24 protein-coding genes and 1 tRNA gene are annotated in these 21,476 nt (G+C 39.3%); 20 read left to right on the top strand and 5 right to left on the bottom strand.

Features of this window, described 5'->3' with window-relative positions:
• Positions 1 to 6: 6 nt before the first annotated feature.
• Both bhn_RS09005 and bhn_RS09000 read right to left on the bottom strand, forming a co-directional pair.
• Complete coding sequence (locus tag bhn_RS09005; protein WP_148661933.1) at positions 7 to 822, bottom strand: hypothetical protein; 816 nt, start codon at positions 820 to 822, stop codon at positions 7 to 9.
• A gap of 302 nt (positions 823 to 1,124) precedes the next feature.
• Positions 1,125 to 1,586: a hypothetical protein gene (locus bhn_RS09000; protein WP_071176381.1), complete on the bottom strand. Its 462-nt coding sequence runs from the start codon at positions 1,584 to 1,586 to the stop codon at positions 1,125 to 1,127.
• A gap of 203 nt (positions 1,587 to 1,789) precedes the next feature.
• Between bhn_RS09000 and bhn_RS08995 the strand changes: the two genes are divergently transcribed.
• Both bhn_RS08995 and bhn_RS08990 read left to right on the top strand, forming a co-directional pair.
• Entirely contained in the window at positions 1,790 to 2,929 is a 1,140-nt protein-coding gene (locus tag bhn_RS08995) for a hypothetical protein (protein ID WP_071176380.1), read from the top strand.
• A 462-nt stretch (positions 2,930 to 3,391) separates the two neighbouring features.
• Positions 3,392 to 4,705, top strand: a complete 1,314-nt coding sequence (locus bhn_RS08990; RefSeq protein ID WP_071176379.1) for a tyrosine-type recombinase/integrase — start codon at positions 3,392 to 3,394, stop codon at positions 4,703 to 4,705.
• A 119-nt stretch (positions 4,706 to 4,824) separates the two neighbouring features.
• Here bhn_RS08990 and bhn_RS08985 read toward each other — a convergent pair.
• Positions 4,825 to 4,898 (bottom strand) — tRNA-Met (locus bhn_RS08985).
• Positions 4,899 to 5,099: 201 nt separating this feature from the next.
• On the opposite strand from bhn_RS08985, the gene bhn_RS08980 reads away from it, so the two are divergent.
• The 18 genes from bhn_RS08980 (at position 5,100) to bhn_RS08895 (ending at position 20,074) form a co-directional block, all read left to right on the top strand.
• The gene (locus tag bhn_RS08980) at positions 5,100 to 6,404 is read left to right on the top strand and encodes an alpha-amylase family glycosyl hydrolase (protein WP_071176378.1); all 1,305 of its coding nucleotides are present in this window, start codon (positions 5,100 to 5,102) and stop codon (positions 6,402 to 6,404) included.
• A gap of 60 nt (positions 6,405 to 6,464) precedes the next feature.
• Complete coding sequence (locus bhn_RS08975) at positions 6,465 to 8,366, top strand: EAL domain-containing protein (RefSeq protein WP_083385870.1); 1,902 nt, start codon at positions 6,465 to 6,467, stop codon at positions 8,364 to 8,366.
• The gene (locus tag bhn_RS08970; protein ID WP_071176376.1) at positions 8,363 to 8,800 is read left to right on the top strand and encodes a hypothetical protein; all 438 of its coding nucleotides are present in this window, start codon (positions 8,363 to 8,365) and stop codon (positions 8,798 to 8,800) included. Before bhn_RS08975 ends, bhn_RS08970 begins: the two co-directional genes overlap by 4 nt.
• 1 nt (position 8,801) lies before the next feature.
• Entirely contained in the window at positions 8,802 to 9,356 is a 555-nt protein-coding gene (locus bhn_RS08965; protein WP_071176375.1) for a GNAT family N-acetyltransferase, read from the top strand.
• 140 nt (positions 9,357 to 9,496) lie between these two features.
• Positions 9,497 to 10,015 (top strand): CarD family transcriptional regulator, encoded by a 519-nt coding sequence (locus tag bhn_RS08960; RefSeq protein WP_071176374.1) that lies wholly within the window; start codon positions 9,497 to 9,499, stop codon positions 10,013 to 10,015.
• A 100-nt stretch (positions 10,016 to 10,115) separates the two neighbouring features.
• On the top strand, positions 10,116 to 11,309 hold the full coding sequence (locus bhn_RS08955) for an alanine--tRNA ligase-related protein (protein WP_071176373.1): 1,194 nt from the start codon (positions 10,116 to 10,118) through the stop codon (positions 11,307 to 11,309).
• Positions 11,310 to 11,332: 23 nt separating this feature from the next.
• Positions 11,333 to 12,049: an AzlC family ABC transporter permease gene (locus bhn_RS08950; protein WP_071176372.1), complete on the top strand. Its 717-nt coding sequence runs from the start codon at positions 11,333 to 11,335 to the stop codon at positions 12,047 to 12,049.
• On the top strand, positions 12,042 to 12,347 hold the full coding sequence (locus bhn_RS08945; protein ID WP_071176371.1) for an AzlD domain-containing protein: 306 nt from the start codon (positions 12,042 to 12,044) through the stop codon (positions 12,345 to 12,347). The genes bhn_RS08950 and bhn_RS08945 overlap by 8 nt, the downstream gene beginning before the upstream one ends.
• A gap of 49 nt (positions 12,348 to 12,396) precedes the next feature.
• The gene (ispF, locus tag bhn_RS08940) at positions 12,397 to 12,942 is read left to right on the top strand and encodes a 2-C-methyl-D-erythritol 2,4-cyclodiphosphate synthase (RefSeq protein ID WP_071176370.1); all 546 of its coding nucleotides are present in this window, start codon (positions 12,397 to 12,399) and stop codon (positions 12,940 to 12,942) included.
• Between the two features lie 25 nt (positions 12,943 to 12,967).
• Entirely contained in the window at positions 12,968 to 14,392 is a 1,425-nt protein-coding gene (gene cysS / locus bhn_RS08935; protein WP_071176369.1) for a cysteine--tRNA ligase, read from the top strand.
• Entirely contained in the window at positions 14,377 to 14,814 is a 438-nt protein-coding gene (locus bhn_RS08930) for a Mini-ribonuclease 3 (protein WP_071176368.1), read from the top strand. Before cysS ends, bhn_RS08930 begins: the two co-directional genes overlap by 16 nt.
• Before the next feature lie 15 nt (positions 14,815 to 14,829).
• The gene (gene rlmB, locus bhn_RS08925) at positions 14,830 to 15,579 is read left to right on the top strand and encodes a 23S rRNA (guanosine(2251)-2'-O)-methyltransferase RlmB (protein ID WP_071176367.1); all 750 of its coding nucleotides are present in this window, start codon (positions 14,830 to 14,832) and stop codon (positions 15,577 to 15,579) included.
• Between the two features lie 5 nt (positions 15,580 to 15,584).
• Complete coding sequence (gene sigH / locus bhn_RS08920) at positions 15,585 to 16,208, top strand: RNA polymerase sporulation sigma factor SigH (RefSeq protein WP_071176366.1); 624 nt, start codon at positions 15,585 to 15,587, stop codon at positions 16,206 to 16,208.
• A 109-nt stretch (positions 16,209 to 16,317) separates the two neighbouring features.
• Positions 16,318 to 16,524 carry a 50S ribosomal protein L31 gene (rpmE, locus tag bhn_RS08915; protein ID WP_026488091.1) on the top strand — a complete coding sequence of 69 codons (207 nt, stop codon included), beginning with the start codon at positions 16,318 to 16,320 and terminating at the stop codon, positions 16,522 to 16,524.
• Positions 16,525 to 16,604: 80 nt separating this feature from the next.
• Positions 16,605 to 17,663: a DUF1385 domain-containing protein gene (locus tag bhn_RS08910; protein ID WP_071176365.1), complete on the top strand. Its 1,059-nt coding sequence runs from the start codon at positions 16,605 to 16,607 to the stop codon at positions 17,661 to 17,663.
• A gap of 6 nt (positions 17,664 to 17,669) precedes the next feature.
• Positions 17,670 to 18,509, top strand: a complete 840-nt coding sequence (gene prmC / locus bhn_RS08905; RefSeq protein ID WP_071176364.1) for a peptide chain release factor N(5)-glutamine methyltransferase — start codon at positions 17,670 to 17,672, stop codon at positions 18,507 to 18,509.
• Positions 18,510 to 18,556: 47 nt separating this feature from the next.
• Positions 18,557 to 19,624, top strand: coding sequence for a peptide chain release factor 1 (gene prfA, locus bhn_RS08900; protein ID WP_071176363.1), 1,068 nt, complete (start codon positions 18,557 to 18,559; stop codon positions 19,622 to 19,624).
• A 90-nt stretch (positions 19,625 to 19,714) separates the two neighbouring features.
• Positions 19,715 to 20,074, top strand: a complete 360-nt coding sequence (locus bhn_RS08895) for an Hpt domain-containing protein (protein ID WP_071176362.1) — start codon at positions 19,715 to 19,717, stop codon at positions 20,072 to 20,074.
• A 5-nt stretch (positions 20,075 to 20,079) separates the two neighbouring features.
• Here the strand turns inward: bhn_RS08895 and bhn_RS08890 are convergent, their stop codons facing one another.
• Positions 20,080 to 20,565, bottom strand: coding sequence for a DUF5721 family protein (locus tag bhn_RS08890; protein ID WP_071176361.1), 486 nt, complete (start codon positions 20,563 to 20,565; stop codon positions 20,080 to 20,082).
• 17 nt (positions 20,566 to 20,582) lie between these two features.
• The gene (locus bhn_RS08885) at positions 20,583 to 21,419 is read right to left on the bottom strand and encodes a DegV family protein (protein WP_071176360.1); all 837 of its coding nucleotides are present in this window, start codon (positions 21,417 to 21,419) and stop codon (positions 20,583 to 20,585) included.
• Positions 21,420 to 21,476 lie beyond the last annotated feature (57 nt).

Genomic DNA, 21,476 nt, shown 5'->3' with positions numbered 1-21,476 from the left:
TTCCTTTCATGAAATGTAAAGTGTAGGGATGCCGAATAGCTCCTGGTAGTTTTCATGCATTATGATTTCACGTTCACCGTAAGTGTTGGTAACTGCCTCAATCCCGAGAACAAGGGAGTTTGAGGCGTCTGATTTCAACAAATCTTGTAATCGTGCACTGTTTTGTTCCATATATTGAGATTCGTTACCAGAAGAGCTTTGTGCGGCATCAGAAAAATAATTTTGTATGGCATATGCTTCATCTCTTGTGACAGTTACCATGATGTCTGGAGTATAAAATGGAACACTGCTATTTATGATTTCTTCACGTAGTAAGGTGGTTTCCAGTTCACGTCTGGTATCAATGGTGTCCTGATATGATGAAGGGTGGTCTAGCCTGTCTTGTAAACTATTTGCTGATTGTGACAAGCTTTGTTTAATGTCATTAACTTTGGATTTATAGCTGTCAGTAGCCATATATTTGACAGCATCAGATTTTATCTCGTTTTGCCCCTTGAAACGACATTCCGCAATAACAGATTGTGGAATGCAGCCTGAGGCTTTAAGTAGGATTTTGCTATGTTTATTTGAACAGCCATTGTTATAGGCTTTATCATAGCTGTTCATAGTAAGCTTCTTGAGCTTTACCGTGGCTTTATAATTACCGCTACCTTTGGGGCATTCGGTTATATAATGACCATTCTTCATGCGGTAAAATATGGCTTTATTGGAATGGGCAATTATATCTGCCTTAGCCATTCTTCCTTCAGTAAGGGAAAAGAGTTTGATTATGCCTACCTGTGTAGGATTACCCAAGTTTAATTGTATTGATTTTCTTTTCATGTTGACTCCATAGCTAAGATGTCGGGACTCTAACACCATTTACGGTTGTATCTACAAGATACAAATTTTCTCGACCAACGGAAGAGAAAATAGTAAATTGCCAATGATAATACGAAGTATTATCGTGGCAACCCCACGGGTGGTGCGAGGGTATAAAACTCTCCAGCCTGGAGAGAGGTTTATACCCGAGTCCCGACACAAAGCATTAACTTTCATTTTTTATTTATTGTCGTGTTTGTAGGGGAATTTAGGATTGTTGATTGACTATACAGACACTTAGGCTGGACTTTGTATAAGTATAGTTAAGGGAGCTGTAATGTAATTGCAAAACGTTCAACATTAGCAACGATTACATCGAGCCTTGTTTCCAAGGATTGATATTCCACAAATCGAAGAAGGCTGGAATGTATGGACTTGATGGCTTTTCCTGAAAAACCACAGGCTGTAAGCTCTGCTTCTACACGGTTTTCCAGGAACGTGTAGAGGTTGGCTTTTAGGCAGTCAAACAGATACTCTCGCATGCCGTTGTTTAAGGCTTCAGATACCTTACCAGATGTCTGGGATGACTTGAAATAGTCATCAATGTAGTACTCAAAACTATAAGCGTAGTCGAAGATGAGTTCCTGCTCATCGGATAGGATTTCATCAACTGCCTGCTCAAAAGCATCTCTGACAGTTCCTTTCTTGAAGTAAATCATTTTTGTAAACATTAAATCTGGAACGATGGAGTCTTTAAGGAATCCATCATATACATAATTCTGCATATATTTATCTCCTTTTTTATAGTATTTGCTCACTTTTTGTGAACATATCAGATACTACTTTGGGGAACGTTAGATTATTACAAAAAAGTGTTCTAGCAAGATGTCAATGAAAGGGTAATGTGAGCAATAATTCATCGCCTTGAACACTCTTTTGCTTAGCAGTATAATTTACGTAATTTCCAAGGTTTAAAAGGAGAGATATCATGAATAAGAAAACAATAATTATTGCTATGGGATTGGCACTGGTATTAACAGCCTGTGCTAATACGGCTGTGGATACAGCTACTGGTGATGAAGTTACATCAGATGTTGCAGAAGCTGCAACTGGAGACACTATTAAGTCTGAAGTAGTAGAAAATAAAGCAACTACAGAAACTTCAGAAGAGGTAAAGGAAGTTTCAACTGATTCTTCAACAGAAGAAATCAGCACTGAAACAGAAGTTACTTCTTCAGAAAGCTCAACTGAAGTAATCGACTTAACTACTGCTCAAGCAGAAGAAACTGAAGTTGTCGATACTACTACAATAAAGTCTGAAAGCACTCCTACAGGCAAAACTGGTGCAAATGGATGGCCTGTAATCAGTGGTTATAAGGGCGATGGAAATGGACCTGGTCTTGCTTGGCGTGATGATTATGATTATGTAAATGATAAAAACATCCAAGGAAATTTTAATGATATAATCGCCTTTACAGCATCAAATGGAGTAACTATTAAAGTAGTTGTTTCTTACAATGGTGATACTCCTATTTATTGGCCAATCTCAGATGGTGAAGGAAAAGATTTGGAGCCAAACTCTGCTTGGAACAAAGCAATTAATGAAGCTATGTATGGTCCAAATGGTGCTTATAACGCTACAGACCTTTCAGCTAATGTAAATGCAACACTTCCAAACACTTCTTATAAGAGAACTTCAATTGACCCTAATGATTCACAAGTAGCTGCTTACAAGCAGGCTTACGACTATAAGAGAAGTACTTGTGATGGTGGAACTTATTATCCTCGTCCTGCAGGAACAATCAATGACTCTATTTTCTTCTTTACTGATGGTGTAGGAGAGTATGATAAGAAAGGTGTTGCTCTTTGGGAGTTCAGAAACACAGGTTCTTATTGGTCACTTGTTATCTATCAGAATCCTGCTGAATACCAGTGGAGCGGTATTAAGGAAGTTCTTGAATACTTAAGTCCTGATGGTACTGCACTTTATAATGTTATTTATACTGATTGCTACACAGGTAGTGAAGTTATTCAAGATTGGGATGCTTGGTGGTCTGTTGGAGGTTCTCAGATTTATCAGCCAAATCCTGATGCTGCTGGTGGTTATTGGACTTATTACTTTAAATAAGTTTGACAAAAAAACTGAATATGAGTAACAATTTTTAGATTTTTTAGCTTTACTGTAACCCTTAATTTTTGATTCCGTACGTATTGTACAGAAAGTATTTGCGAAAGAAAATCATAGCAGCCATGTAGGGCTCGCACATAGATTGTCTTCCACAAACCGAAAAGTTGATAATTACTGATGGGTTAACTGCTTTTCGAAAAAAATATGACTAATTTCATATTCTTGCAAAAAGGAGAGGAATTTCGCCTCTCCTTTTTGTGTGACACAAATGTCAAGATCCACTATCATTTTTTTTCACAAAATACAAGTCTAAAAGTTTCTTACAAATCATGAAATTTAAAATTTGACCAGGTATAATACATAACATAGGGCTTAAATCCCTAAATAAAATACATATAGGCTGGTAGTTGAAAGCTTAATGAACCCAACGTAACGAACTACCATCCTGAAAAGGATGGTTAAATGAATACTGAAAATTGCGTAAATGTAGAGAACCTTTTTAACTTAATAAGGAACAGTGACTTTGATGAGAGGCAGCTTCTGGAAATAGCTAAAATAGTGAAAAAAGATAATATATTCCAAACTGCCCTTGATAATAATAAAATATGGCAAGCGAAAGGAGAGAATGACAAACGCTGGAAATTCAAAACTAAAGACGGAAAGATAGTAGCCCGTAAGGAGAAGGAAAAGATAAAGGAAGCCTATCTTAAATATCTGGAGGAGTCTGAAAAAGAACAGACTAAGGAAAGCACCGTTGTAAACAAAGGACCAGATATGACCTATAAGGTATTGTTCCAGAACTGGCTTGATTATAAGAGTGAGTACGTGGGAACAAAGGATGGGAACTTAAGTCCTACCACTTACAGACGATATCTAAGAGATTACGACAAGTTCATAAAGGGAACTGACTTTGAGGAAATGAAGATTGGAAAGATAACGGCAATCACTATTGAACATTTCCTGAAAAGTATGGTAGATACCTATCATCCAAAGAAGCAATGTCTCACGAATGTGGCAGGATATATCAGTTCATCTTTAGGGTATGCCTGCAAGAATGATGACATTGAGAAGAATCCTTATGAGAAGGTGGATATCGCCCCCATCCGTAACCTCTGTGAAACTTCCGATAAAAAGGATTCAGAAAGAACATTGACAACTGAAGAAATGATTAAGCTCCTTGTTACCATCCATAAGGCTCAGGATGAGAATGAACTCTATATGCCAAACTACGCTATTGAACTCTCACTTCTTACAGGGATGCGTGTCGGAGAGCTGGCAGCTCTTAAATGGGAATGCGTAAGTGAAGATGGAATTCATATCCGATATGCAGAAAGACGCTTTGATTATAAGGACGGTACAACAGTCATTGTTATTGGAGATACTAAGAACAGAAAACACAGATTTTTTCCAATGACCGATGACATTAAGGTGCTAATGGAAAGAATTAAGGCTGTGCAGAATGCAAACGGAATTGACAGTGAGTTTGTTTTTGCTGGTACTGAAGGAAGATATTCTGAGCACTCTATATCTCAGGCTGTTTACAGGAGATGTATTGATGCAGGTATAGAAAAAAAGAGCATTCACGATATTAGAAGAACTGTATCATCTAATCTCAGAGCTATCCTTCCCCGTGCTGTAGTATCAAGTATGCTTGGACATACAGAGGAGACTAATGACAGGTATTACGATTATGATGTAAAGACAATGGCCTACAAGAAAAAGGCTTTGGATGGCTACCAGAGCAGCCTTTACGGCAAGAATGGAGCGTCAGCTTAAGGAGCTTTACAAAAAGTAACCAAAGAAAACACAAAGAATAGAAAAAGTAACCGAGTTTTTTTCAAAAACAAAACACCTGAAACCAAGATTTTATCAAGGTTTCAGGTGCTCATATGTAGTAGCGAGAGGGGGACTCGAACCCTCGACACCGCGGGTATGAACCGCGTGCTCTAGCCAGCTGAGCTACCTCGCCATATGTTGTTGTGCCTGACTGCCTCACGCAGCCGACCAACATAATATACCTCAATACTAATAGTGTTGTCAACAGATTTTTTATATTTTTTTTCAAAAAGATGCCCATGAATTCTTGGTCGAACATAAGTTATCTAAACTACGATTCTTTATATGTGTTAAGATTAATAATATATCAAAATTATGTAAAGGAGAGTTGACTATGTGGGCTTATGAAACCAGTTTTTATCAGATATATCCGTTAGGCTTCTGCGGAGCACCTTTTGAAAATGATGGAAAACTTGAACACAGGATTCTAAAGGTAATAGATTGGATCCCTCACTTTAAGAAACTTGGAGTGGGTGCAATTCTCTTTAACCCTGTATTTGAATCTGATACTCATGGATATAATACCAGGGATTATAAAAAGATAGACGTTCGCCTTGGAACCAATGCGGATTTTAAGAAGGTGTGCAAAGCACTTCACAAAGAGGGTATAAAAGTAGTTCTTGATGGAGTGTTTAATCATGCTGGAAGAGGATTTTTTGGTTTTGAGGATGTACTTAAAAACAGGTGGGATTCCCGGTATAAGGACTGGTTTAATCTAAACTTTGACGGTAACAGTAACTACAATGATGGCTTGTGGTACGAAGGCTGGGAAGGCAACTATGACCTTGTAAAGCTTAATCTCAGAAATCCTGAAGTTGCGGATTATCTCATAGACAGTGTGAAATTCTGGATCGATGAATTTGGGATCGATGGCCTTAGACTTGATGTTGCATATTGCGTAGATACAGACTTTTTAAAAAGGCTTCGCTACGAGACTGGTCAGTTCAAGGAAGATTTCTTCCTTATGGGAGAAATGATAGGTGGAGACTACAACAGGATAATGGGGGATGAGCTCTGCCACAGCGCCACAAACTATGAGTGCTATAAGGGAATGTATTCGGCCCTTAACAGCATGAACTTATTTGAGATCATTCATTCGCTCCTTAGACAGTTTGGGCCGGAGAACTGGACCTTATATAGGGGCAAACATCTCCTCTCTTTTGTGGATAACCATGATGTGAGCAGGATTGCCAGTGTATTAAACAGACCAGAACATTTAAAACTCATCTATACTCTTATGTTTGGAATGCCTGGAATACCTACGATCTATTATGGCAGTGAGTGGGGAGAAAAAGCTGACAAATCCCAGGGAGATCCTGCCCTTAGGCCTTGTTTTGATAGCCCTAAGTGGAATGACCTTACTGATACCATAGCTTCATTATGCAAAGCCAGAGAGAAGTCTATGGCCCTTAGTTATGGAGGCTTTGCGTCACTTCTTTTAACAAACAGGCAGTGCATATTCGAGAGGGAGACAGATGGCGATAGAGTGATCGTTGTGATAAACGCCGATGAAAACTCTTTTCATGCGGACTTTAATGCAAGGGCTGGCAAGGCGACAGATATGATATCAGGAAACGAGATAGATTTTGGAGGAGGCCTTGATATTCCACCATATACAGGATATCTTTTGCATATTTAAATGACGCGATTTTGCACGTAAATTGTTGTTGCAGGAAAGGAAATATATTATAATTTATACATGGAAATACGTTCACCAATTGTTGCAATTTTGGTATTAGGAATATTGATCTTAGTTTACCTGAGGAAGACAGTGCCGCAGCTTTATTCAGCGCGGTTATTTTTTGGCTTTCTGGTGGCGGCATTTATAAATGTTCTTATAGAAATAATTGAATGCTTTGTGTTTACAGACATGACGGGAGCATTTAAGTCGCTTCGTAAGACTATGCAGTGGCTTTATGCTTCATCTACGCTTATTGCTATCTATAGTATATGGATATATGCATATTCCAAGATCACCAAGAACAGGATAGTTTCAAATGTGCTGGTTGTGCTAACGGCGATCCCTATGTTCATCAGCGTTGTTACACTGTTTTTTGGCAAGATAGAATATGGTAGAAGTAAGACTGGATATTATTATAATTATGGTCCGATGATAACTCTTTGCTATGTTATAGGTCTTACCTACATCATCGTTACTATAATATCTGTCTTTATCCAAAGGAGCAGACTAAGAAAAGAAGACTTTTTTGCTCTGGAAGGAGCACTTATATTGTGGGTGTTCCTTGGATTGTTGCAGAGTCTGAAAAAAGGAGTGCAGGTATCATCCATAGCTATGATGCTCATGGGACTCATTCTTTTTTTGGTCATAGAGAATCCAAAAGAGCTATATGAAAAGTCCATTATAAATGTTAAGACCAAGGATGCATTTACACTTCTATTACTTGAACTATTTGGACTCAAGCGAAATTTTTACATAATATCTGTTATTTTTACAGGAAAGACAAATGTTCTTAGTGCTTCTGATACCAAAGAGCTCAGAGCAGTGCAGAAAACAATAGCAGATTATGGACGTGTCAGACTTGGAACCTCTGCGTATCTTACTGATTGGAACACTCTAAGCTTTATAGTGAAAAAAACAGAACGCATAGAAGAGTTCATGGATTTTATCAATAACTATGATGGAGGAGGCGGCAACTACAAGCTTACTTTTTCTATACTTGAAATTCCGAAATACTCTCAAAAAGCAGATGAGACTCTGCAGATACTTAGCTATGTTTCCTGTGAATATATTAACACCCAGTCTTCACCTAATCTTGTAATAACAGAAGCTGTAGTGGACAAAATGCTCTATAGGAACACTATTGAGGACGTAGTCAGAAAAGCAGTTAAGGAGAAAGCTTTTGAAGTTTATTATCAGCCAATTCTTAAGGTGGAAGATGGCTCTTTTTCATCAGCTGAAGCCCTTGTCAGATTAAGGAGAACCAATTCTGAGAACTATATATCTCCTGAAGACTTTATTCCAATTGCTGAAAAATGCGGACTCATTCTTGAAATTGATGATCTTGTTTTTGAAAAGGTATGTTCATTTATTGCAGAGAATAATCTTTCAAGCTACGGCATAAAGGCTATAGAAGTAAACCTTTCTGGAAATGAAGTGGTTGATTTCCAGGCTTATGACAGACTTATAAGGAAAATGGAAAAGTACCATATTCCACCGAACTTTATAAACTTTGAGATCACAGAGACAGCGTATATCAATAATGATGAAGCATTCAAAGAAAATGTGCGTAAGCTAAAGGAAAAAGGAAGTACATTCTCCATGGATGACTTTGGTTCAGGATATTCGAATCTGTTAGAGATACTAAAGATGGATTACAGGATAGTTAAGATGGACAAGGAATTCATATGGAACTGTCTTGATAAGAACAAACCGGAAAATATGAAGATGCTTAAGTATACGGTTAAATTCTTAAAGGATTATGGCCTTCATATTTTGGCAGAGGGTGTAGAAACTCTAGAACAAGCCGAAATACTTATAGAAAATGGTGTTGAGTACTTACAGGGATTTTATTATTCAAGACCAATCCCTGAAAAGGAATACATTAAATTCTTGACTGACTTGAAAGGAGAAAAAAGATGAACGAGGGATTGTACGAAGCGGTATTTTGTTACGGAGAAAAGAAGGTGGATCCATTTATGTACTGCCAGGTGGATTTCGATAGGATCATTGGCGACATGAAGCTTGTGGGCTATGAACTTACACCACTTAACATTGTTCATCAGATCATGCTTGAGCAGCTTGATCACCTTTTAAAGACTAAAGCTCAGATCATCGAGGCTACCATGGACCTGGAAAATCGTGATGAATATTGTAGAGCCAAATATGGCCTTTCTTTCAAGGATATAGACGCACTTGATCCAAGACATGATATAGAGTGGGATATCAAGAGCGGACAGGTTATTTTCTTCCTGTCACCAGAAGCAATGTACAAGGAGGAGGCATACTTTACTTTGTTCAAAAAAGCTTTTGAAGTGTTCACTGCAAAGACTGGTTTTACTTACATGAGTCAGTGATATGATAACGACGTTGGAGACAGACAGACTGATACTAAGAGGCTGGCAGGATGAAGATGCTGCCAGTCTTTATAAGTATGCCAGTGATGAAAGAGTGGCGTATAGTGCTGGTTGGATACCACACCTGGATGAAGGCTATTCTAGGGCCATCATCAGGACTGTGTTTAAAAAGCCGGAGACATATGCTATCTGCCTTAAGGGGCATAGAAACGAGCCTATAGGCAGTATTAGTCTTGATCTCTATGGAAATGAAAATAAAATGCTTGGACAGAGTGAAGGCGAAATAGGATTCTGGGTAGGCTATCCGCATTGGGGAGAGGGCATTGCACCTGAGGCTGTAAAGGAACTCTTACGTCACGGTTTTGAAGACTTAAGACTCCATCAGATATACTGCGGTTATTTTTTGGGAAACCACAATTCTGAGCGTGTTCAGGAGAAGTGTGGTTTTGTTTTTCACCACGTAGAGTCTCACGTAAAAGTCCTTATGTTAGAAGAAGAAAGAATAGAGTACATCAACGCTATATCCTTTGATAGGTGGAAAAAATTAAACGATTAACTATTACAAAATAATTAAGATTATGGTATAATGATGCTACGCCGCAAAATTCCGAGAAAGTTGGAATTTTTTATATCCTTTAAGGTGAAAGCGCTTTCATGACATCATGGCAGATTGTTTTTTTCAGAAGGAGGAACAATATGTTAAATGTAGGAGAGTGCGTAATTTACGGTAGTCATGGTTTGTGTAGAGTACAAGAGATTCTTGTACCATCGTTTCTTGAGAGGGGAAATGAGAAGCAGTATTACATGATGGTTTCTGCCGTTGATGCGGGCAGTGTTCTCTATGTGCCAGTTGATGGTGCTGAGGACAAGGTTCGTGAAGTTATGAGCGCTGATGACGCCGAAGGATTGATTGACGAAATTGATGTGATCGAGGAAATGGATCTTCCTGAGGGCAAGAAAGCTGAGCCCGCTATCGCTGAAGTAGTCAAAAGAAATATTGCTGACGAAATGATGAGCCTTGTCAAAGCATTACACAAGATCAAGGCTATTCGTGAGGCTGAAGGTAAGAAGTTTGCTGCATTAAATGAGAGATACTTAAATATAGCTGAAAAGCTTCTTTATACTGAAATGGCCTTTGCTCTTAAAACAGAAAAAGATGAAGTAAAGAGCAGAGTTGTCTATGAGCTATCACAATTACCATTAGAGACTGCATGATTGCAGTCTCTTTCTTATTTTGCAGGAAAAATAAGAATATGTTGCATTGCACTATTCTTAATTAGTGCAGTAAAGTGTGTTTTATGCTAAAATATTCCCCATGGATAATACATTAGAACTATATTATGAAAGTGCATATATTAAAGAATTTGACGCTGAGGTTATTTCCTGTCAGGAAGGAAATAACGCTAAGTACGAGGTTGTTCTTGATAAAACAGCTTTTTTCCCTGAACAGGGTGGACAAACGTCTGATATAGGATGCCTTATTGATGAGGAGCAAAAAGAACACAAGGTGCTACATACGTCTATATCATCTGGTGAAGGCCTTATAAGGCATATTACAGATTCACCAATAGCCAAAGGGACCAAAGTCCACGGTTGTATTGACTGGGAACACAGATTTAGCAATATGCAGCAGCACACAGGAGAGCATATCTTTTCAGGAATAGTTCATTCAAGATATGGCTTTGAAAACGTTGGATTTCACTTAAGCGATTCAGAAGTTACCATGGATTACAGTGGTGTCCTCACGGAAGAAGACATCAGGGACATTGAGCTTGAGGTTAACAAGGCTATTTGGGCTAATGTGGAAGTTATCTGTGAATTTCCTGATGCTGATAAGCTCAGCTCCATAGATTACAGGAGCAAGAAGGAACTGTCAGGAGATGTGCGTATAGTTACGATTCCCGGCTACGATGTTTGCGCCTGCTGCGCGCCACATGTTTTGAAGACAGGAGAGATCGGTCTTTTGAAGGTCGTTGGCCTTCAGAATTACAAGGGCGGCGTCAGAGTTAATATTTTATGCGGAGGGAGAGCTCTTGAATATGTAAATTCCCAGCAGAATATAGTAAAAGAGCTGGTTTCTATTTTTACCACCTCTGAAGAAAAGATAGTAGATTCAGTAAAAAAGCTATCAGATGAAAACATAAGCTCAAAACAGAAGCTGGCAGAAGCCATGGATGAGCTTGCCAGTTATGAACTAAAAGAGATAGATCCATCAAAGGAGGACGTCTTTTTATTCAAGCCTTCCACATACGATGGCAACACTATGCGCAAGATGGTTAATGCGCTTTCTCAGGCTCATGGTGGATATTGCGGTGTCTTTGCCGGCGACGATGTGGAAAACTACAGGTATATAATCTCCACGGGAGCTTTAGGAAAGGATCTTAAGGCTGTTCAGGAATTATTAAAGAATGAATTTGCGGCCAGAGGCGGTGGAAACGCCAAGATGATCCAGGGAAGCATAGAAAAGCTAAATGTACAGGAACTGTTAAATAAATTAGAGCAGCTTTAAGGTTTTGACATAAGAGGAAAATTATGAAAAAAGGTACAATAGTAGATTTTAGGGATGGATGCAGAGATGCGATTCCAGTATGTCTGGGATATATCGCAGTGTCTTTTGCCTTTGGAATTGAAAGCTCCAAGATTGGAATGAGTGTATTTCAGGCTATCATGACATCGCTTTTAAATGTCACTAGTGCTGGTCAGTTCTCAGCACTTGAGATCATAGCAAGAAACGGAAGCTTTATTGAGCTGGCTATATTACAGCTTATCATAAATCTTAGATATATGCTCATGAGTACGGCTCTTTCACAGAAGCTTGATCCAGAGCTTGGAACAGGCTACAGACTGGGAATATCCTATGGAGTTACTGATGAGATCTTTGCACTTTCTGTATTAAAAAAGGGTAAGCTTTATCCATTATATTCCTATGGTCTTATATTTATCTCTGTTTTTGGCTGGGTTCTTGGCACAGGCCTTGGAGCCTTTGCTGGACAGATAATGCCTCAAAGGATCATTAGCTGTCTGGGACTTGCAATATATGGAATGTTTATTGCAATCATCATTCCAGATACCAGAACCAGTAAGCCAGTGCTTATGGTTGTAATAGCTGCTATGGCCCTGTCTACTATATTTACATTTGCTCCATATTTAAAGGCTATTTCTTCCGGATTTAGAATTATCATCATTACGGTGTTTGTGGCAGCTATAGCCGCAGTCTATGCGCCAGTTAAGGAGGAAGAGCATGAGTAGAGTATATCTTTATATACTGCTTATGGCAGGTGTTACGTATCTTATCAGGGCGCTGCCTCTTACACTTATCAGAAAAGAGATAAAGAGTCCTTTTATAAAGTCATTTTTGTATTACGTACCCTATGCTACACTGGCAGCCATGACATTTCCGGGAATTCTTTCAGCAACCGATCATCTATATTCAGCGATTGCCGGCTTTGCTGTTGCGCTTATTTTGGCTTTTGAGAAAAAGAGCCTTCTTACAGTTGCAGGTTTTGCCTGCATTACTGCCTTTGTTGTGGAATTGTTTTTAAGATGATATGCTATGAGGTAGTATTTTTATATTAGTTTTTTGATGCGAGGTAATTATGCATATTGGAATGGGATATGACGTACATCGTCTGGTAGAAGGCAGGGACCTTATCATCGGAGGAGTTAAGATTCCTTACGAAAAGGGACTTTTGGGACATTCAGATGCGGATGTTCTTTTACATGCTATAATGGATGCTCTTCTTGGAGCGGCAGCTCTTGGAGATATTGGAAAGCACTTTCCTGATACGGATCCAAAGTACAAAGGTGCTGATTCTATAGCTCTTTTAAAAGAGGTTGGGAAGATGCTTGACGAAAACAGATTCCTAATTGAGAATATTGATGCTACTATAATAGCTCAGGCTCCTAAGATGAGACCTTACATTGATGAAATGAGACAGAATATTGCAGATGCTCTTGGTATCGAACTGGCTCAGATCAATGTTAAAGCTACAACAGAAGAGGGACTTGGCTTTACAGGTGAAGGACAGGGAATTTCCTCACAGGCGATATGCCTTTTGACAAGTCCTATAGAACTTCATTCTCAAAATGTTACCTTCCAGGCAGGCGAGCCAAAGGGCGGCTGCTGTGGAGGATGCCAGTAATAGAGGTAAAGGAGAAATATACGAAATGGCTCATGATTTTAACTTTTATAATACCTTATCCAGGAAGGTAGAAGATTTTGTTCCTAAGCAAGCAGGAAAGGTAGCAATGTATACTTGCGGACCTACTGTTTATCACTATGCTCATATCGGAAATATCCGTACATATATCATGCAGGATGCACTTATCAAGTCACTTGAGTATGCTGGATATGATGTTAAGCGTGTTATGAATATCACTGATGTTGGACACCTTTCATCTGATGCTGATACTGGTGAAGACAAGATGCTTGCAGGTGCTAAGAGAGAGCACAAGACTGTTATGGAGATCGCAAAGTTCTATACAGACGCTTTCTTTACTGACTTTGATGCTGTTGGCAATAAGCGTCCTGATGTGATCGAGCCAGCTACAAACTGCATTCCTGAGTTTATCAACATGGTGCAGGTTCTTCTTGATAAGGGATTTGCTTATGTTGCAGGTGGTAATGTTTATTTTGATACCAGCAAGCTCGATGATTACTATGTTTTCTCTTCTGAAGTTGAAAAAGAACAGCTGCAGATAGGTGTTCGTGATGATGTAGAAGAGGACGTAAACAAAAAGAATAAGACTGACTTTGTTCTCTGGTTTACAAAGTCTAAGTTTGAAGATCAGGCTCTTAAATGGGATAGCCCATGGGGAGTAGGATATCCAGGCTGGCACATTGAGTGCTCATGCATTTCAATGAAGCATCTTGGAGAGTATATTGATATTCACTGTGGCGGTGTAGATAATATCTTCCCTCACCATACCAATGAGATTGCGCAGTCTGAGAGCTACCTTGGACATAAATGGTGCAATTACTGGTTCCACAGCAATCACTTAAATGACAGAGCAGGCAAGATGAGTAAGTCAAAGGGGGCTGTTCTCACAGTATCAGTATTAAAGGAAAAGGGCTATGATCCGCTTGCTTACAGACTTTTCTGCTTACAGTCACATTATCGCAAGCCTTTGGAGTTCTCTTTTGATGCTCTTGACCAGGTAGCAGCTGTTTATAACAAGCTTGTAAAGAGAGTTTCTGAACTCAAAGAGGATGGAGCAGTAGATGAGGCTGTTAAGGCTAAGTTTGAGGCCAGCTTCCTCGATGCTGTATGCAATGACCTTAATACTTCTATGGCTATTACTGTTTTATATGATGCACTCAAGGCTGAAACTAACGATGCAACTAAGCTTGCATTAGTTGAGAGCTTTGATAAGGTTCTTTCACTCGATCTTATTGGACATGCAAAGGCTCTTAAAGAGGGCGTTTCTGTTGATCCAGAGCTTGAGGCATATATCCTTGATGCTATTGCACGCAGAACAGAGGCTAAAAAGGCTAAGGATTTTGCAACAGCTGATGCTATCCGTGACGAGCTTCTTGCAAAGGGGGTAGAGATCAAGGATACAAGAGAAGGAGTAAAATGGCAGCTGGTTTAAATGATTATTTAAACGGACAGTTTAATATTAAGGCCCAGGATATCAGGACTTATTCGCCTCTGACTCTGGCGTATATCGGAGATGCTATCTTTGATGTGATCATCAGGTCTATTTTGGTAAACAAGGGCAATACTGCGGTCAATAAGCTTCACACCAGAGCCAGCAGTATTGTTAAGGCACCTACACAGGCCAGAATTGTAGCTGCAGTTATGGATGAGCTTACAGAGGATGAGAAAGATATCTACAGAAGAGGTCGTAACTCCAAGCCACATACCAAGGCCAAAAATGCCACTACTATGGACTATTTGGAGGCTACAGGTTTTGAAGCGGTAATGGGCTATCTTTATCTGAAAAATGATATGGATAGAGCCTGTGCTTTGGTCAAGCTTGGTATTGAGAAGCTTGAGCTTGATATTCTATAAAGATGAGGATTTACAATGGAAGAAAATTTTGAGAGCAGAATCGTAGAAGGACGTAATGCCGTACTTGAAGCTTTTCGCTCAGGCAAGACAATAGACAGGCTCTTTATCCTTGATGGATGTAAGGATGGTCCTGTACAGACTATATTAAGAGAAGCTAGGAAACATAAGGATACTGTCATAAGCTTTGTTAAAAAAGAGCGCCTTGACCAGCTTTCTGAAACTGGCAAGCATCAGGGCGTAATTGCTTATGCTGCTTCTTATGAATATGCTGAAGTGGAGGATATTCTAAAGAGGGCTAAGGATAAGAATGAGGATCCTTTTATCATTATTCTTGATAATATCGAAGATCCACACAATCTTGGCGCTATCATTCGTACTGCCAACCTTGCTGGTGCTCATGGAGTTATCATTCCAAAGCACAGAGCAGTAGGACTTACTGCTACAGTGGCAAAGGCTTCAGCAGGAGCGATAAATTATACACCAGTAGCTAAGGTGACTAATATTGCCCAGACTATTGAGGAATTAAAGGATAAGGGTATGTGGTTTGTTTGCGCAGATATGGGCGGAGAGACTATGTACAAGCTTAATCTCAAGGGCTCTATAGGGCTTGTTATTGGTAATGAAGGAAGCGGAGTTTCAAGGCTTGTTAAGGAAAAGTGTGATATGATCGCCTCAATTCCTATGAAGGGCGATATTGATTCTCTTAATGCTTCTGTTGCAACTGGAGTTCTCGCTTTTGAGATTGTCAGACAGAGACTGAACTGATTGATATGAGTGAAAACAAGTTTAAAGATATTACAGATGAGCAGCTTATCTTAAGGATTCATGATGGCGAAGAGCCAGATGCTATCGATTATTGTATGAATAAGTACAAGAATCTGGTTAAAAAGAAAGCTGGATCCATGTATATTCTTGGGGCAGATCGTGATGATCTGATCCAGGAGGGCATGATCGGGCTTTTTAAGGCCATAAGAGATTATGATATAGGCAGAGACGCCAGCTTTATGACATTTGCTGACCTATGTATTTCCAGGCAGATGTATTCAGCGATACAGGCTTCTGCCAGAAAAAAGCATGCTCCATTAAATAGCTATATTTCTCTGTATTCTAACAGAGAGGGTGATGAAGACGATACCGGACTGTTAGAAAATGTCCTGGAATCGGATTCCAGCAATATACCTGAACAGCAGATCATTGATAAAGAAAATCTGATGGCTCTTGAAGATGCAATTGATAAGGAGCTTAGTTCCCTGGAAAAACAGGTTTTAGATCTTTATATTACGGGAATGAGTGTAAAAAAGATATCTGCCGTTCTTGGAAGAGATGAAAAGTCTACTGATAATGCTATGCAGAGAATAAGGCACAAGCTGAAAAAGTATCTGAATAGGAAATGAAAATAACCCTTGACTTTTATTTCTGGTAATGCTATATTGATATAGCTGTTGTTACAGCGGTAACTATAGTTAATAAGAAGATTCTTTGTATATAGAGAGGTGAGAAGAGATGAGACAGGATATTCAGCCAGAATTCCATCAGGCCACTGTTACTTGCAACTGCGGTAACACATTCACAGTTGGATCAACAAAGAGTGAGATTCACGTAGAAATCTGCTCAAAGTGCCATCCATTCTATACTGGCCAGCAGAAGGCTACATCTGCTCGTGGACGTATTGATAAGTTCAACAAGAAATACGGCATGAACAACCAGTAATTCATAGAAATGTAGAATAAGAGAGGTTGAGGCTAGGGCCTCAACCTTTTTCTTTTTCCATTATTTATGCAGAGGTGACTATGAAAAAACGTAAAGTTAAGCATTACTCAGGAATTGGCGGACAGGCAGTTCTTGAAGGTGTAATGATGAGAAATAAGGATATGTATGCGGTTGCTGTCAGAAAGCCTGACGGTGATATTGCAGTGGAGATAGATGAGTACCATGGTATCGCTTATGGAAGCAAGCTCCTTAACATACCTTTTATCAGGGGAATATTCGTTTTTATTGATTCTCTTATACTTGGACTTAAATCATTAAATTATTCTTCTTCATTTTATGAAGAAGAAAAAGAAAAGCCATCCAAGCTTGATGAAGGACTTGATCAGGTTTCAGGTGGACACGAGGATACATTCCTTATGGTGGTTACAACACTTTTATCTTTTGTGTTTGCCATCGCGTTGTTTATGGTGCTTCCATATGCATTATCAGAAGTATTGGCTAAGTTCGTAAGAAACACTTCTTTAGTAGCTATTTTTGAGGGTGTTCTTCGTATTTTGATCTTCATTCTTTACATTCTTCTTATTTCCAGAATGAAAGATATCAAGAGACTTTTCCAGTATCATGGAGCTGAGCATAAATGCATCAACTGTATTGAAAAGGGTAGACCTCTTACAGTAGGAAATGTCAGAAAGAGCTCAAGACTCCACAAAAGATGTGGAAGCAGCTTTATTCTTTTCGTAATGCTTGTTAGTATCGTGCTTTTCTTCTTTATAAGAGTTGACTCTTATGTACTTAGAGTAGTGGTTAGAATAGCACTTATCCCTGTTATTTCTGGTATTTCTTATGAGATCATCAGACTTGCAGGTAGGACAGATTTTATTTTAGTCAGTCTCATTTCTGCTCCAGGGTTATGGCTTCAGAAGCTTACAACCAAGGAGCCTGATGATAGCATGATAGAGGTTGCTATCAAGTCTGTTGAGGCTGTATTTGACTGGAAGCAGTACCTTAAGGACTCTTTTGGTTATGAAATTGATGATAGTTGGTTAAATGATGATGAGCCATCTTCTGACGATGACGAGGATACAGATGACCTTGAACTCGAGCTGGAAGATAGCACAGCTAGTATTGATGAAGAGTAAGTAATTATGATTTACAAGGATTTGTTTGAAAAAGGAACAGATACTTTAGAGAGAGTCGGAATTCCAGAAGCTAAGTTGGATGCCCGACTCCTTTTGGAATACGTATGTAACACAGATCATAGCACTTTATTCGCTCATCCAGATAGAGAGATATCTGACGCTGAAAGTAGCAGATATCAGGAACTTATTGAAAGAAGAGCTAAGAGAGAACCAGTTGCCTATATTCTTGGAAAATGGGATTTTATGGGCCTTACTTTTTCTGTTAATGAAAACGTGCTTATTCCCGAGCAGGACACAGAAATACTGGTAGAAGAGGCTCTTAGATTCTTTGAAGACGGAATGAAGGTCTTAGATCTTTGTACAGGTTCCGGGTGTATTGCCCTTAGCCTTTTGAACTACACCAATGATACCAAGGCAGTATGTACTGATATTTCAGATGCTGCTTTAGCTGTTGCTACAGAAAATGCAGCACTTCTGGGACTTGGTGAAAGGACTGAGATCATTAAGGCAGATCTTTTCCCAGCTAAGGGAGAGAAGTTTGATATAGTGGTTTCAAACCCTCCTTATATCGCAAGCGATGTTATTGAGACACTTGCTCCTGAAGTAAAGGATTATGAGCCTAGACTTGCTCTTGATGGGGATGCAGATGGGCTTACATTCTATAGGAGAATCATAGAAAATATCGGAGATTATCTGTATTCTAATGGATATCTTTTCCTTGAGATCGGATATGATCAGGCTGATGCTGTTAAGGAACTTATGGAAGCTAATGGTAAGTTCCATGATATTACGGTACTTAAGGATTATGCAGGTAATGACAGAGTCGTAAGCGCATGTTTTTATTAGCTGAGTAGCTTTTGTAACAGTTAATACTAATATGCGAGGATAGGACTATGTTTGATAGATTAGAAGATATATTAAGGCGTTTTGAGGATATTACTATGGAACTTAATGATCCTGCTGTTGTTTCGGATCAGAATAAGTTCAGAGACCTTATGAAGGAACAAAAGAGCTTGGAGGCTCTTGTTGAGTGCTACACAGAATACAAGAAGTGTAAAGAGACTATAGAGGATTCTCTTTCTATGTTGGATGAGGAGTCAGACCCTGATATGAAGGAAATGCTCAGAGAAGAGCTTTCTGAAGCAAAGGACAGGCTTCCTGAGATAGAAGGAAGACTTAAGATACTTCTTTTACCAAAAGATCCTAATGATGACAAGAACGTTATTGTTGAGATAAGAGCAGGCGTAGGCGGAGATGAAGCAGCGCTTTTTGCAGCTGATATGTACAGGGTATACACGAGATATGCCGAGAGACATAATTGGCGTGTCGAGACTATGAGTATAGAGGATATCGGTATTGGTGGCATCAAGGCTGTAAGCTTCATGATAAAGGGAAACGGCGCTTATTCCAGACTTAAGTTTGAAAGCGGTGTTCACAGAGTTCAGAGAATACCTGCCACTGAGTCAGGCGGACGTATACATACTTCTGCAATCACTGTGGCTATCATGCCAGAAGTAGAAGATGTAGAAGTGGATATTGATATGAATGACTGCAAATTTGATGTATTTAGAGCATCAGGAAATGGTGGCCAGTGCGTCAATACCACAGATTCTGCTGTAAGACTTACGCATCTTCCTACAGGAATCGTCATTTCCTGTCAGGATGAGAAGAGCCAGCAGCAAAACAAGGCAAAGGCTCTTAAGGTCCTTAGAGCCAAGCTCTATGAGATGGAAGTTGCAAGGCAGCATAACGATGAAGCAGAGCTTAGACGAAGCCAGGTAGGAAGCGGAGACAGATCTGAGAAGATCAGAACTTATAATTTCCATCAGGGAAGAGTAACTGATCACAGGATCAATCTTACTCTTTACAAGATAGACCAGATCATGGATGGAGATATCGATGAGCTGATAGATTCTCTTATTGCTGCTGATCAGGCTGAGAAGCTTACCACATTAAATTGAAATTGATATGTTGAAGCGTTGTACCAAATGGTGTAAAATTAATACATGGTTAAGCGTTTTTGCACAATGTCGTAAACAAGTAGGAGAGCTATGGACGCTGGTTTTAAAGCTGAACTAATTGAATGGGGCGTTGATTGGGACGAAATCCTTGACAGATTCATGGGTAATGAAGATCTGATCGCTAAATTTATGTTTAAGTTTCTGAATGATCAGAGTATGAATGACCTTACCAGGTATCTTGGAGAAGGTAATGTTTCTGAGGCATTTAAAGCGGTACATACTCTAAAGGGCGTTGGTGCCAATTTGGGACTTAAGGGATTTATTACTCCGGTCTGTGAGCTTACAGAGATATTAAGAGCGGGCTCTATGGATGGCTATGAAGAGAAGTATAACCAGATAAAGCCAAAGTATGACGCTCTTATTGCTATCTTGCAGAAATATAATACTTGAGATAATTATAGAATATCGTTAGGAATATCATATGAATCTAAAAGGCTTGGGATATATTCATCCCAAGCCTTTTCTGCACTTTTATCAAGAGTAAAAAGGCTATAGGAGATTCCTGTAGTGATGATAACTTCTCCATTTGCGAAGCGAATATTGATGCCGAGGCTTACCTGATCAGGATTTAGATCGGCGTCGCTGTTTTTAAGAAGTTCTTCTTTTCTCTTGGAATCTAACTGAAGAACAAACTTAAAACCTAAAGGAGTTATCTTACCTTTGATGAGTTCTAAAGCGATAGGGCGGATAGTAGACCATTTAGAATAATCTGTAGCTGGAAGCTCGCCGTCATGATAGAACTCTTTATTGATCTTGCCATCGATATGAAAGGTGTTATAGGTATCTATCGTGGCTTCTGTTACAAGGAAATCATCAAAAGCTTCTGTTGTGAGAAGCTTAGCCATAAATACTTTTTGCTGCTTTACTTTTAGTGCGATCATTTAGTTCTCCGATATGATCAGTATGTAACTATAATTCCACCATCTCCGGCATATGTTGTTGAAACGCCGGCTGTATCTAAGATGACAGCTTCTTTGAAAGGAGTGTTTTTGAGAATAAGGTCTCTGACAACACAAGCTCTTTCATAGCAGTTAACATGAGCGATCATAACTCTTTTTTCTTCTGGATTTTTTACTTCAGCGGCAATAATGTCAGCCATCTTTACGAGGGCTTTTTTCATGCCGATTCCCTGACCGCGCTGGTCAATGGATCCATTTGTGCCGTAGCAGATAGGCTTGATATTGAGAGTAGTAGCGACTAAAGCCTTCATGCCTGAAAGACGTCCATTCTTGCGAAGGGTTTCAAGAGAATCCAAAACAAAGAATGTGCTCATTTCATCACGATATTCTTCAATCTTAGTAACAACATCTTCAAATTTAAGACCTGACTCGGCAAGATCAACGACCTTATAGGCAATATTTACTTCACCACTACTTGCTGATAAAGAGTCAATGATGTGGATGTTCTTTTCACCGATCTCTTCAAGATAAAGATTCTTGCCAAGAAGGGCACTGTTATAACTGCCACTTAACTTGGAAGAAAGAGTGATAACATATATATCGTCTGCGTCACAATCAAATGCTTTCATATATAATTCAGGAGATGGGCATGCAGTCTTGGCACATTCAGAAGAAGCAGCAACCTTAGCAAGGTAGTCCTGCTGGTCAAAAGTGTCATCGTCTACTATTACGTGCTCATCCACCTGTAAAATAAGCGGTACAACTTCGAATCTAGGATCTTTTTTGTATTCAGCTGGCAGATCACAACAGCTGTCTACTACAATTTTAAAACTCATAGGTCCTCCAGGTAATGTTATTGGACGTAGTATTAAATACTACATACTGATGATACC

Source organism: Butyrivibrio hungatei (assembly GCF_001858005.1).
GTDB classification, from domain to species: Bacteria; Bacillota; Clostridia; order Lachnospirales; family Lachnospiraceae; genus Butyrivibrio; species Butyrivibrio hungatei.
This window is presented reverse-complemented; position numbering and strand designations above follow the sequence as displayed.

Coding starts and splice junctions, on each gene's coding strand:
- bhn_RS09005 (WP_148661933.1), bottom strand. CDS start 822: ATGAAAAGAAAATCAATACAATTAAACTTGGGTAATCCTACACAGGTA.
- bhn_RS09000 (WP_071176381.1), bottom strand. CDS start 1,586: ATGCAGAATTATGTATATGATGGATTCCTTAAAGACTCCATCGTTCCA.
- bhn_RS08995 (WP_071176380.1), top strand. CDS start 1,790: ATGAATAAGAAAACAATAATTATTGCTATGGGATTGGCACTGGTATTA.
- bhn_RS08990 (WP_071176379.1), top strand. CDS start 3,392: ATGAATACTGAAAATTGCGTAAATGTAGAGAACCTTTTTAACTTAATA.
- bhn_RS08980 (WP_071176378.1), top strand. CDS start 5,100: ATGTGGGCTTATGAAACCAGTTTTTATCAGATATATCCGTTAGGCTTC.
- bhn_RS08975 (WP_083385870.1), top strand. CDS start 6,465: ATGGAAATACGTTCACCAATTGTTGCAATTTTGGTATTAGGAATATTG.
- bhn_RS08970 (WP_071176376.1), top strand. CDS start 8,363: ATGAACGAGGGATTGTACGAAGCGGTATTTTGTTACGGAGAAAAGAAG.
- bhn_RS08965 (WP_071176375.1), top strand. CDS start 8,802: ATGATAACGACGTTGGAGACAGACAGACTGATACTAAGAGGCTGGCAG.
- bhn_RS08960 (WP_071176374.1), top strand. CDS start 9,497: ATGTTAAATGTAGGAGAGTGCGTAATTTACGGTAGTCATGGTTTGTGT.
- bhn_RS08955 (WP_071176373.1), top strand. CDS start 10,116: ATGGATAATACATTAGAACTATATTATGAAAGTGCATATATTAAAGAA.
- bhn_RS08950 (WP_071176372.1), top strand. CDS start 11,333: ATGAAAAAAGGTACAATAGTAGATTTTAGGGATGGATGCAGAGATGCG.
- bhn_RS08945 (WP_071176371.1), top strand. CDS start 12,042: ATGAGTAGAGTATATCTTTATATACTGCTTATGGCAGGTGTTACGTAT.
- ispF (WP_071176370.1), top strand. CDS start 12,397: ATGCATATTGGAATGGGATATGACGTACATCGTCTGGTAGAAGGCAGG.
- cysS (WP_071176369.1), top strand. CDS start 12,968: ATGGCTCATGATTTTAACTTTTATAATACCTTATCCAGGAAGGTAGAA.
- bhn_RS08930 (WP_071176368.1), top strand. CDS start 14,377: ATGGCAGCTGGTTTAAATGATTATTTAAACGGACAGTTTAATATTAAG.
- rlmB (WP_071176367.1), top strand. CDS start 14,830: ATGGAAGAAAATTTTGAGAGCAGAATCGTAGAAGGACGTAATGCCGTA.
- sigH (WP_071176366.1), top strand. CDS start 15,585: ATGAGTGAAAACAAGTTTAAAGATATTACAGATGAGCAGCTTATCTTA.
- rpmE (WP_026488091.1), top strand. CDS start 16,318: ATGAGACAGGATATTCAGCCAGAATTCCATCAGGCCACTGTTACTTGC.
- bhn_RS08910 (WP_071176365.1), top strand. CDS start 16,605: ATGAAAAAACGTAAAGTTAAGCATTACTCAGGAATTGGCGGACAGGCA.
- prmC (WP_071176364.1), top strand. CDS start 17,670: ATGATTTACAAGGATTTGTTTGAAAAAGGAACAGATACTTTAGAGAGA.
- prfA (WP_071176363.1), top strand. CDS start 18,557: ATGTTTGATAGATTAGAAGATATATTAAGGCGTTTTGAGGATATTACT.
- bhn_RS08895 (WP_071176362.1), top strand. CDS start 19,715: ATGGACGCTGGTTTTAAAGCTGAACTAATTGAATGGGGCGTTGATTGG.
- bhn_RS08890 (WP_071176361.1), bottom strand. CDS start 20,565: ATGATCGCACTAAAAGTAAAGCAGCAAAAAGTATTTATGGCTAAGCTT.
- bhn_RS08885 (WP_071176360.1), bottom strand. CDS start 21,419: ATGAGTTTTAAAATTGTAGTAGACAGCTGTTGTGATCTGCCAGCTGAA.